Below are 11,754 nucleotides of genomic sequence, written 5' to 3' on the forward strand. Positions count from 1 at the left end.
ATATGAAAGAAACGAAAAGGTGTTTCAGAAGGCGAACAAAGACAAGTGATTCCACTAATAACGTTCGCTCTTGGCTTGGCATACGTTTAACCACTGGTAAAATGAATATGTTCGAAATCAGGGTTCAACTTGAACCGTCGGAGGTGCTTTTTGCATGTCATCAGTAGTAGTTGTGGGGACACAATGGGGAGATGAAGGAAAAGGCAAGATTACGGACTTTTTATCTGAGAACGCAGAAGTGATTGCCCGTTATCAAGGGGGAAACAATGCCGGCCATACGATTCAATTTAACAATGTTACATATAAACTGCATTTAATTCCATCGGGAATTTTTTATAAAGATAAGATCAGTGTGATTGGCAACGGAATGGTTGTTGACCCGAAAGCGCTCGTTCAAGAGCTTGAGTATTTGCATGGGCATTCAGTTTCAACGGACAATTTACGAATCAGCAACAGGGCCCATGTCATCCTGCCATATCATATTAAAATTGATGAGGTCGAAGAGGAGCGCAAGGGTGCAAATAAAATTGGCACGACTAAAAAAGGGATTGGACCAGCATATATGGATAAAGCCGCCCGTATCGGCATCCGGATCGCCGACCTCTTGGACCGTGAAGTTTTTGAAGAGAAGCTTACACGTAACCTTGATGAGAAAAACCGCCTGTTGATGCGTTTTTACGAAACAGAAGGTTTCAAACTCGAAGATATCCTGGACGAGTATTACGAATACGGAAAGCAGTTGAAAGATTACGTATGTGATACATCCGTCGTATTGAATGATGCGCTTGATGAAGGTAAACGTGTGCTTTTCGAAGGCGCACAAGGTGTCATGCTTGATATCGACCAGGGCACTTATCCATTCGTTACATCTTCTAACCCGGTTGCCGGTGGAGTAACGATCGGCTCCGGTGTAGGACCAACAAAAATTGATCATGTTGTCGGCGTCTGTAAAGCTTATACTTCCCGTGTGGGAGACGGCCCGTTCCCGACAGAATTGAAAGATACCATTGGTGACCAAATCCGTGAGGTCGGCCGTGAATACGGTACGACAACAGGACGTCCACGCCGCGTCGGCTGGTTCGACAGCGTCGTTGTGCGCCATGCACGCAGAGTCAGCGGTCTGACAGATCTTTCATTGAACTCCATCGACGTATTAACGGGAATTGAAACGTTGAAAATCTGTACAGCTTATGACTATAAGGGCACGTTGATCAATGAATATCCGGCCAACTTGAACATCCTTAAAGATTGCAAGCCTGTTTACGAGGAACTTCCGGGCTGGACGGAAGACATCACAGCTTGCAAAATGCTGGATGAACTGCCTGCCAATGCACGTCATTATCTTGCGCGTGTATCTCAATTGACAGGTGCCCTACTGTCCATCTTCTCAGTGGGACCGGACCGTTCACAGACAAACGTAGTGAAGAGTGTTTGGCGATAACAAGAAAAGCGGGGGGCGCCGTTTAACGACGTTCAGACTGGACGGTAAGGTGCCGTCACTCCCAAAATTTTACGAAAAGGCATAGAGTTTGCGGACTCTATGCCTTTTCTTTTTAGTTTCGAAGTTGAAATTTCGTATCTCGTGCAATGAATAATAAACATCTGAAACAATAGGCGATAACCCCTTTGATTGCCGTCCCAACGACTGCGATGTTTATTAAGTCCTATGGATGCCGACTTTTCTCCTAACTCAAATAGAGTCTTTTTTAGTAAAAAAGAATGGTTCCTCTCAGTTCAGCTATTCCTTTCTAAAATTCAAAGTTAGAATAAGCTTAAGACTTCAACGGAAAGGAAGAAGATGGTGAAAAGATTCCTATTTATTATACTGGCTTCCAGTCTTATTGCAGGGGGCTGCGGCAAAACGCAAGAAGCAAAAAAGGAGCCGGAACCCGAAAAGTCGGTTGAAGCGGATGCTGCCAAGGAGCCACAAAAAGAAGCCTGGTGGGAAAGAGAGCACGAGGTGTATGAACCGGCCGATCTGCCCAGGGAGTTGACCGAGGATGAGAAAGATCTAATGAAAAAGCCCGGTGAATTCAGCGGAGATCAATACGATGAGCAGGCGGCTATTGAAAAGCTCAAGGAGCTTCCGGATAATTTAACGGCGGAACAATATGCGGATGCGATACTGAAATTGACGGCAGAGGATTATCATGAGGATGTTCAGGAATTAATAAAATTTGATCCGACAATTGAATCCACCGGCAGCCGTCCGGATGAAGAGATTGAAGAACCGACTGTAAATGGTGTTCATTATGCCATTTTGCTGGATGCGAGCGGAAGCATGAATGCCCAAAATAAAGGCGGCACCAGAATGGAAGAGGCCAAGAGTGCCATCATGAGTTTCATAGATGTCCTGCCAAAGGACAGCACGGTTTCTCTACGTGTGTATGGTCACGAAGGAACGGGCAGTGATGCAGATAAAGAGCGTTCCTGCGCTTCCACCGAAACGCTTTATAACGGTGCAAACGAAGCCGGGAAGGTAAAAGCGGCGCTTGATCAGGTACAGCCTGCTGGCTGGACACCGATAGGAAAAGCGATTGCGGAAACCCGGAACGATATACCTGAAGATGCAGGATCAGCCATTGTATATGTGGTTAGTGACGGGATTGAAACTTGCGAAGGAGATCCGGTAAAAGAAGCCCAGAAACTGGCTGCAGAAGGAATTGAACCTATCATTAACATCATCGGCTTCCAGGTGGATAATGAAGCCCAACAGCTTTTACAGGAAGTGGCTAAAGCAGGCAATGGGGAGTTCACACTGGCCAATTCCAAACAGGATGTAGAGAAATATTGGAAGGAAGAGTACCAGCGCCTGATGGACGCTTGGGAGAATTGGAGAAATGAAGGTTTGAAAGAAGTGCAAGCCAAGCAGCAGGAACTGCTGAAAAAAGCGGATAGTCTAGGCCAAGCTGTCATGAAAAAATCCGATCTTGAATTCAAGCATGCTGAAGCCCTTCAGATAGCACTCTCAAAGGAAGGGATTCAAGAAGACTACGACATTACAAGCAAAGTTTGGAGTTTGCTCTATGACCGGCAGCAAATGGCATGGAATTATGGATATAAAACAAGTACGGCAGCTTGGCAAGATGCCTATGAAGGCGGAAACAAGGTCTGGCAGGAAATTTACCACGAAGGCAATAACAAATGGCAGGAATATTATCATAAACAATAAAGACACGCATAGAATAGCTTAAACAGTCTAGGCATTTAAATTGTAAACATTATGTGACATTATCAAGAAATAGGTTTAATTCCATATAAAATGGTGTCGACTATTGTTGCACAAGAAAATCCTATATGATAACATTCTATTTATTATATAACCCATCAAAAAGCATTGCGACGACATAGACTCTCGCAGTGCTTTTTTTACTATTGTAGAATCAAAAAAAAGTGCGTTTTAGTCTCTGAATGGGGTCTAAGCCAAATTAACCAAAGCCCTCGGGCCATGTCGAGCTGCACCGGTTATTATTATTTATGGGATAGTAAAAACTGTATTGTTTTTCCAGATTAGATTGGTCCTTGCGGGCTTTGAGCCCCTTTGGACCAGTCTCTTTTTTTATGATAAGATAGTTAGATTAAGAGAGAAAAAACTAACCTGATTAACATATATGATGATTATTTGGAAATGGGAGGAGAAAGGGCTGTGGAAAAGAAGATTTTAGTTGTTGATGACGAGAAGCCGATCGCCGATATCCTGCAGTTTAACCTAAAGAAAGAGGGGTTCACGGTACAATGTGCCTACGATGGCGATGAAGCGCTGGAACTTGTCGAAGAGATGCAGCCTGATATGGTTTTACTTGATATCATGCTTCCAAACCGGGATGGAATGGAAGTTTGCCGGGAAATCCGCAAGAAGTACGAAATGCCGATCATTATGCTGACTGCCAAGGATTCCGAGATCGACAAAGTCTTAGGGCTGGAGCTTGGGGCAGATGATTATGTGACGAAGCCTTTCAGCACAAGGGAATTGATTGCCCGGGTAAAAGCGAATCTTCGTCGCCATGCGCAAATTGCCGATCAGCTGACTGAAGATGAAAATGATGAAATCACCATCGGATCTTTGACTATTCATCCGAATGCCTATGTGGTGTCTAAAAATGGAGAAACCATTGAGCTGACACACCGCGAATTTGAACTTCTCCATTACCTTGCAAAGCACAGCGGTCAAGTGATGACCCGCGAGCATCTGCTGCAGACGGTATGGGGTTATGATTACTTTGGGGATGTCAGGACCGTGGATGTAACAGTACGGCGACTTAGGGAAAAAATAGAAGATAATCCAAGCCATCCTACTTGGATTGTTACACGAAGAGGAGTCGGCTACTATTTACGCGTACCTGAACAGGAGTAGGCCCATATGGAAAAAGTAGGATTTTTTCGATCGATTCATGTTAAGTTCGTTACAATCTATTTGTTGCTTATTTTAATCGCCATGCAAATCATTGGCGTTTATTTCGTAAATAAACTGGAAGATCAGTTAATTGAGAATTTCAAGCAGTCCATTGAGGGCAGGCTGCCTTTGCTCGAATACAGCCTGGGCGAGGAAATGATGAAGGACCGGACGGATGAAAGCATTCCGCCGCTGGAAGATGAAGTGCGCAAGCTGCTATTGGACTTTTCGGCTCAAGATATTTCGGAAGTCCGCGTCATTAATAATAGAAGCTTGTTTATCGGGACATCCGAGCGGAACAACCAGAGTATTGTCGGACAAAAAACAACTGATGTCATGGTCAAAAGAATTTTGGCCGGAGGAAAAAAAGAAGACAATATATTTGTTGATAAACCGTCCGGGAACCGCGTTTGGATTTTGGCTACGCCAATAAAAATAAACGGGGAAGTGGCAGGTGCCATCTACCTTGTTGCCAAAATCGAAACAGTTTTTGACCAATTGGAAGAAATCAATCAGATTTTCATCACCGCTACATTGATCGCCATGTTTATTACAGCGGTGCTCGGTATTCTGGTGGCCAGAACGATCACTAGGCCGATCTCGGATATGAAGAGACAGGCAGTTGCGATGGCAAAGGGGAATTTTTCCAGAAAGGTTCGCGTATACGGAGATGACGAAATCGGCCAGTTGGCCATCTCGTTTAATCACTTGACACGAAAAGTGCAGGAAGCCCAGGCAATGACGGAAGGGGAACGCCGCAAGCTTTCCTCAGTCCTTTCGAATATGACGGACGGCGTCGTTGCGACCGACCGAAAAGGAAGGGTCATTCTAATCAATGAGCAGGCTTCCCAGATGCTGAATGTTTCACGTGAAACAATGATTTCCCAGCCGGTTACTGACCTGCTGCTTCTTGATGAACAATACAGTTTTGAAGATTTATTGGATCAGCAGGAGCCGATTATTCTGGATTACAGCACGGATGATTCGCCTTTTATTTTGCGGGCCAATTTTTCAGTCATCCAAAGGGATACAGGCTTTGTCAATGGGCTGGTCGTCGTTCTTCATGACATAACGGAAGAGGAAAAGATTGAAGCGGAACGCCGTGAGTTTGTTGCAAATGTATCACACGAACTCAGAACACCGCTGACAACGATGCGCAGCTATCTTGAGGCGCTCGCTGACGGAGCGATCGAGGATAAAGAGCTGGCCCCGCGCTTCTTGAATGTGACACAGAATGAAACCGAGCGGATGATCCGACTTGTAAATGATCTCTTGAAACTGTCAAAAATGGACAGCAAGGATTATGAAATTAACAGGGCATGGGTGGACTTCGTTACATTTTTCAACCATATTATTGACCGCTTTGAAATGACGAAAGAGCGCCAGATCATTTTCAAACGTGTATTTCCGGACAAGGCGGTATTTGTCCAAATTGATGAAGACAAGTTAACACAGGTTATAGACAATATCATATCCAACGCACTTAAATATTCTCCAGAAGGCGGCAAAGTGACCTTCAGGCTGAAATTGCTTGATGACATGATTGAAATCAGCATCAGCGACCAAGGCTTGGGTATTCCAAAAGAAAACTTGGAAAAGGTGTTTGAACGTTTTTACAGAGTGGATAAAGCCCGTACGAGACGCCTTGGGGGTACAGGTCTGGGACTTGCTATTGCAAAAGAGATGATCGGTGCCCACGGGGGAGACATTTGGGCGAGGAGCGTGGAAGGAAAAGGAACGACAATTATTTTTACGCTCCCTTACGATCCGGAACAAGAGGATGATTGGTCGTGAGATACGAAACAATTAAATCAGTGCTGCTTGTATTCCTAGTCATTACCAGCGGTGTCTTAACCTGGAATTTGTGGATCTTTCAGCCGACATATGAATTTAATGATAAAAAGCATGTGCATGAAGTTTCCATCTCAGATCCGAAAGATATAGGCGATGTCATCAGGCCGGTCAAACTTCTGCTTCACATGAACAGCAATCACTACGGCATAGTGGACGAAAAGAAAGTGGATGAGACGCTGCAAGAGCTCAGCGGCTGGACTTTTTACGACCTGGGTGAGGAAAGGATATTTTCACGGGACCAAATCAAGGGCTTGGCGCAGAATGAAAAAACGCTTGAACTCATATTTCCTGACCTTGTCCCATTTGATTTATATAAGGGAATTTTGAGGCTGGAAGCGGAAAAGTTACCGCAGGGATCGTTCGACCGGCTGTTCATTTTGTGGGAAGATCGCGAACATGAGGATGGAACAGCATACTTCTTGGACAGCAAAGAAGGAAAAGTATATGAGAGCCATGTCAACAGTGATCATCTCAAAGCTCTTTTTAACCGATTGAAAAATCAAGAGAGTCAATTTGATAAGTTTGAACCGTATGAACTTCCTGACGGCAGGTTGAAGTATCTCCCTGCCAAAGAGACCATTATGTTCAAATATAAATATTATGCGGATTACATCGAACCGGAGAAGTTCCGTGATGCTCTGTTCAAAGATCCTTTATTAGTAAGGAATGACAATGGTGAAAAATTTAAGGATAGCACAAGTCGTATGGATGTGGATGAATCAACCAATACGATTTTCTATGTGAATCCGAGCCAAGCAGCGGATGCAAAAACCAATCAAGTTGATCCGGATCTGCTGAAGAAAAGTATCGAATTCATTAATGAGCATGCCGGCTGGACGGATAACTACAAATATTTCAGTATAGATCCATCGACACAGAAGACGACCTTTCAATTGTTCTTGAAAGGCTATCCGGTATTCAACCGTGAAGGAATGTCCGAAATTAAGCTGTATTGGGGTAAGGAAGAGGTCTATCAATACCGCAGGCCTTATTTCGGCTTGGATGTTCCGCTGCCTCATCCGGCAAAGATCAATATGCCTTCAGGGGAAGAAGTGATGGATACATTGCTGGCGGACCCGAATATTGACATTACTAAGCTACAAGAATTGATTCTTGGTTACAGGATATATAAGGACCCGGAAACCAATAAAGTAATCGTTCTGGAGCCTTCCTGGTTCTATCTTTATGACGGCAGCTGGGAGCGCTATGTTATGGAGGATGTTAGGGGGAATTTACGTGGATTGGGGTAGGCTGAAGACTATTTTTATTATCGCATTCTTAATCCTCGACATTTTCCTTCTGACTCAATTGATGAATAAACAAAAGGATTACAAGCTTGAAGTCAAGACCGATGTCTCTTTGGAGGAAAACTTGAACAATGCAGGCATCGATTACAGCAACATTCCTAAAGATCCGGTCAGGGACCAATATATGAGTGCCAATACGAAAATGTTCACCGATAAAGAGGTAGAAAAGCTGAAGGACCAGGACCCTACTATCGTAGACGGAACTATCATCTACTCCGAATTGAGACATCCAGTCAAAGTGGAAGAAAATATCAATATTCAAGAGCTTGAGCAATTTGTAAAACATGCCGTTTTATTTGGTGACAGGTACAGCTTTGGACAATATGACAAAGAAGCCGGCACAATCACTTTTTACCAAACATATAAAGAAAAATTGCTTTTTAAAAATAGAAGTGCCCACCTTGTGTTTAAGGTGGACAAGAACATGGAAATACATTCGTATGAACAGACGATGCTTGAAATGTTCGAACCCATTAGTGAAAGAGAGGAAGTATTGCCGGCGATACGGGCTGTGGAAGCCATTTACCGGAATAGTTTGATGAAGCCGGACAGCAAGGTTGTCCGGGCTGAACTGGGCTATTATACGGTTGTCAATATGGAGGCTTCCCAGGTGCTGACACCGACATGGCATGTGGTGATTGAGCATGATGGAGAGAGAGAATCGATGCTTGTGAATGCATTTGAAGGACAGATTATCCAGGAGAGCAAGGGAAACGGGAAAACGGTAATGGAGTGAAATGAATGTCGATGCAATTTAGTGTACTTGCAAGCGGGAGCTCGGGAAACGCTTTTTATATAGAGACGAAGGAACACTCCTTTCTTGTGGATGCAGGGCTGAGCTGCAAAAAGATGGGCGAATTGATGGAGAAGATCGACCGGGATCCTGCCAAGCTTGATGGGATTTTCGTTACACATGAACACAGCGACCATATTAAAGGGCTTGGGGTCATGGCAAGAAAGTATAAGCTCCCCATTTTTGCGAATGAACGCACGTGGAAGGCGATGGACGGGCTTGTCGGAGAGATTGCTGTTGATCAAAAATTCACTTTTGATATGGAAACTGTGAAATCCTTTGGCAGTCTCGACGTCGAATCATTTGGCGTATCGCATGACGCGGTAGAGCCGATGTTTTATATTTTCAGGAGCGGTGAAAAGAAGCTCGTTGTGGTCACTGACACGGGATATGTCAGTGACCGAATGAAAGGGCAGATAGCAGATGCTGATGTCTATATTTTTGAAAGCAACCATGACACCGAGATGCTGAGAATGGGGAGATACCCATGGAATATAAAACGGAGAATATTGAGCGATGTCGGACACGTTTCGAATGAAGATGCCGCGCTTGCAATGAGCGAAGTCATCGGTGACCGGACAAAGCGGATTTATTTGGCACATTTAAGCCGGGATAACAATATGAAAGATTTGGCCCGGATGAGTGTGACCCAGACACTTGCAACAAGAGGAATTGAAATCGGAACCCAGTTCGATCTCTTTGATACGGATCCGTACATACCTACGGAACTGACGGCTGTTTAAAAAGGTTTAATTATTAGGTTTTAAAGGAAAAAAGAAATGGAGATAAACGGTAAAAGGCCGCTTGTTTTCATTTCTTTTTTTATGTTTTACTGTAGGTGGTGGCTGAGGAACTCCCTCATCCAAATTCGCTTTGAGGCTTTTTTATGTCCTTTCACGCTAAGCAGATTATAATTATGATATAGAAGGGAAACTTATCTTCATGGATGTTTTATGAAAGGAATGGTGAGCAGTGGGATTATACGATGATCACAGTCCGAACCGTTTTAAAAAACGAGGCGGCAGAGGGGGATTCTTTACCGGACTGATTGGTGGTATTATTGGGGCATTGATTATTGCCATACTTTTTCCTTCCGTATTTGGAGGGACCAGCAAGAATGAAAATCCGAACAACGCAGTCATCCAGCAAAATGAGGGAGAGACAACAAAACAGCAGGTTTCGCTGGAAGTGACGACGGATGTGACAAAAGCGGTAGCCAAAGCCGGTAAAGGTGTAGTTGGCATCACGAATATCCAGACAGCCAACTTCTGGTCGACCGGACAGGAAGGCCAGCAAGCGGTAGGAGTCGGTTCCGGCGTTATTTATAAAAAAGAAGGGGACAAGGCCTACATCGTAACAAATCATCACGTTGTAGAAGATGCCACCCAGTTGGAAGTGACTCTTTCTGATGGAAAAAAAGTTTCGGGCACTCTTCAGGGAAGCGATGTTTGGACTGACCTGGCCGTTGTAGAAATCAATTCAAAAGATATTGGAAAGGGATATGTAACTGAATTTGGAGACTCTGATTCTTTACATATCGGAGAACCTGTCATGGCGATCGGAAACCCTCTTGGATTGGAATTTTCCGGTTCTGTGACGCAAGGTATCGTCTCCGGAGTAAATCGGACCGTTCCGGTGGATATCAATAAAGATGGCATTCCAGACTGGAATGCGGAAGTCATTCAAACGGATGCGGCCATCAACCCGGGAAACAGCGGGGGGGCTTTAGTTAATATTGCCGGCCAGGTGGTGGGCATCAACTCGATGAAAATTGCCCAGTCAGCTGTTGAGGGAATCGGCTTTTCTATACCGATCAATTATGTCATTCCTATCATTGAAGACCTTGAAAAATACGGAGAAGTGAAGCGTCCGGCTATGGGTGTCACGCTGCGCGATGTCGCCGAAATCTCAGCCTACCATCAGGAGCAGACGTTAAAACTTCCAAATGACGTAACGAGCGGAATTATGATTGAGAAAGTAGTTACCAACTCGCCGGCAGCAAAAGCTGGATTAAGAGAACTGGATGTTATTGTCGCACTTGACGGTGAAAAAGTCGATGATGTCATTGCACTGCGGAAATACTTGTACAATGAAAAGCAAGTCGGCGACTCGATGAAAGTAACCTATTACAGAGGCGGCAAAAAGCAAGAGGCAGATGTCCATTTGACAGACGAAACAAGATTATAAATCGAAAGCGGGAAGGCCAGGGGCGGCTTTCCCGCTTCTTTATTGATTATGGTAAAATGGATGTGGATAAGTTTGGGATTTAATTTTTGATAAAACGCACGGTGGATTTACCGCTATTTGTGTAATTTAGAGTAGGACTCGTTTATCATGGGATGAAACCGTGAATTTGAAGAAACCTAAAAGTAAATTAATTGAAAAGAGGATAAAGCATGATCTATTGCTGCAAAGAGCACGTCGAATTGGCGTTGGATATCATCGTAGATGAACACGAAACAGCTCCTATATTGGAGGAGCTGGAAACAGCAAGTGAGTTACCCACACCCTGTGAATTTTGTAAAAATGCAGCGGAATATATGGTGGGGAACTGATATTCCCACACCAAATGTGGATGGTCAATGTGGATATGTGGATAAGTACTGTGGATAAACTGTTTGTTACGTGTTTGTAACATGTGTGTAATTAAAAAGGAAGGACAACGCAACATGAATATTACTATCATTTCCGTCGGAAAAATAAAAGAAAAACATATGAAACAAGGCATTGATGAATACCTCAAACGCCTTACAGCCTACACAAAAATCAAAATTCTTGAACTCCCCGATGAAAAAGCTCCAGAAAACCTAAGCCAAACCCAAATGCAACAGATCAAGAAAAAAGAGGGCGACCGAATCCTTGAAAAAATCCATCCTGACGCCTACGTCATCGCCTTGGCTATCGAAGGTAAACAAGCGAGCAGCGAACAATTCGCCGAGCACCTGGGCCGCTTGTCGGCATCTGGTAAAAACAGCGTTGTTTTCGTTATTGGTGGCTCTTTGGGGTTGAGTGACGATGTAATGAAAAGGGCGGATGAAGCTTTGTCTTTCTCGAAAATGACCTTCCCGCATCAGTTGATGAGGTTGATCCTGGTGGAGCAGGTGTATCGGGCTTTCCGTATTTTGCGGGGGGAACCGTACCATAAGTAAGTGAGGTTTTGTTTTAAAATGTGTATGGAAAAGTAATCAAAATTACTCTGTTTATTTTACGATTATATCTTAATACCAAGATAGTGAATGAAATCATTCATACGTAGGGGTTAAAGGAGATAGCATCAGTACCCACATGCAATGTGGAGTGCTTTTCAGAAATATCTCAGTACTGAAAAGGCAGGGAAATATGAAGTGACCCCGAAAAGTTAGACATATTTTTTTTTAAGCAACTTTCAAGGTCTGAACTCGGTATTC

At 44.0% G+C, this 11,754-nt stretch carries 10 protein-coding genes; all 10 read left to right on the forward strand.

All coding sequences use genetic code 11. The features are described 5' to 3' along the window. Positions 1 to 154: 154 nt before the first annotated feature. The 10 genes from D4T97_RS19710 (at position 155) to rlmH (ending at position 11,496) form a co-directional block, all read left to right on the forward strand. A complete protein-coding gene (locus tag D4T97_RS19710) occupies positions 155 to 1,441 on the forward strand; it encodes an adenylosuccinate synthase (protein WP_126052495.1) in 1,287 nt (428 codons plus the stop codon). 360 nt (positions 1,442 to 1,801) lie between these two features. Beyond that, the gene (locus D4T97_RS19715) at positions 1,802 to 3,172 is read left to right on the forward strand and encodes a vWA domain-containing protein (protein ID WP_164525656.1); all 1,371 of its coding nucleotides are present in this window, start codon (positions 1,802 to 1,804) and stop codon (positions 3,170 to 3,172) included. A gap of 456 nt (positions 3,173 to 3,628) precedes the next feature. Further along, the gene (yycF, locus tag D4T97_RS19720; RefSeq protein ID WP_126052505.1) at positions 3,629 to 4,354 is read left to right on the forward strand and encodes a response regulator YycF; all 726 of its coding nucleotides are present in this window, start codon (positions 3,629 to 3,631) and stop codon (positions 4,352 to 4,354) included. A 6-nt stretch (positions 4,355 to 4,360) separates the two neighbouring features. Continuing rightward, positions 4,361 to 6,187, forward strand: a complete 1,827-nt coding sequence (gene walK, locus D4T97_RS19725; protein WP_126052497.1) for a cell wall metabolism sensor histidine kinase WalK — start codon at positions 4,361 to 4,363, stop codon at positions 6,185 to 6,187. Further along, positions 6,184 to 7,497, forward strand: coding sequence for a YycH family regulatory protein (locus tag D4T97_RS19730; protein WP_164525658.1), 1,314 nt, complete (start codon positions 6,184 to 6,186; stop codon positions 7,495 to 7,497). The genes walK and D4T97_RS19730 overlap by 4 nt, the downstream gene beginning before the upstream one ends. Beyond that, positions 7,484 to 8,290, forward strand: a complete 807-nt coding sequence (locus D4T97_RS19735; RefSeq protein ID WP_164525659.1) for a two-component system regulatory protein YycI — start codon at positions 7,484 to 7,486, stop codon at positions 8,288 to 8,290. The genes D4T97_RS19730 and D4T97_RS19735 overlap by 14 nt, the downstream gene beginning before the upstream one ends. 5 nt (positions 8,291 to 8,295) lie before the next feature. After that, complete coding sequence (locus tag D4T97_RS19740) at positions 8,296 to 9,090, forward strand: MBL fold metallo-hydrolase (protein WP_126052500.1); 795 nt, start codon at positions 8,296 to 8,298, stop codon at positions 9,088 to 9,090. 229 nt (positions 9,091 to 9,319) lie between these two features. Then, entirely contained in the window at positions 9,320 to 10,534 is a 1,215-nt protein-coding gene (locus D4T97_RS19745; RefSeq protein WP_126052501.1) for a S1C family serine protease, read from the forward strand. A gap of 209 nt (positions 10,535 to 10,743) precedes the next feature. Further along, positions 10,744 to 10,902 carry a CxxH/CxxC protein gene (locus D4T97_RS19750; protein ID WP_126052502.1) on the forward strand — a complete coding sequence of 53 codons (159 nt, stop codon included), beginning with the start codon at positions 10,744 to 10,746 and terminating at the stop codon, positions 10,900 to 10,902. A gap of 114 nt (positions 10,903 to 11,016) precedes the next feature. Further along, positions 11,017 to 11,496 carry a 23S rRNA (pseudouridine(1915)-N(3))-methyltransferase RlmH gene (gene rlmH, locus D4T97_RS19755; protein WP_126052503.1) on the forward strand — a complete coding sequence of 160 codons (480 nt, stop codon included), beginning with the start codon at positions 11,017 to 11,019 and terminating at the stop codon, positions 11,494 to 11,496. Positions 11,497 to 11,754: the final 258 nt, after the last annotated feature.

This window comes from Siminovitchia acidinfaciens, from assembly GCF_003605385.1.
Lineage (GTDB): Bacteria > Bacillota > Bacilli > Bacillales > Bacillaceae_C > Siminovitchia > Siminovitchia acidinfaciens.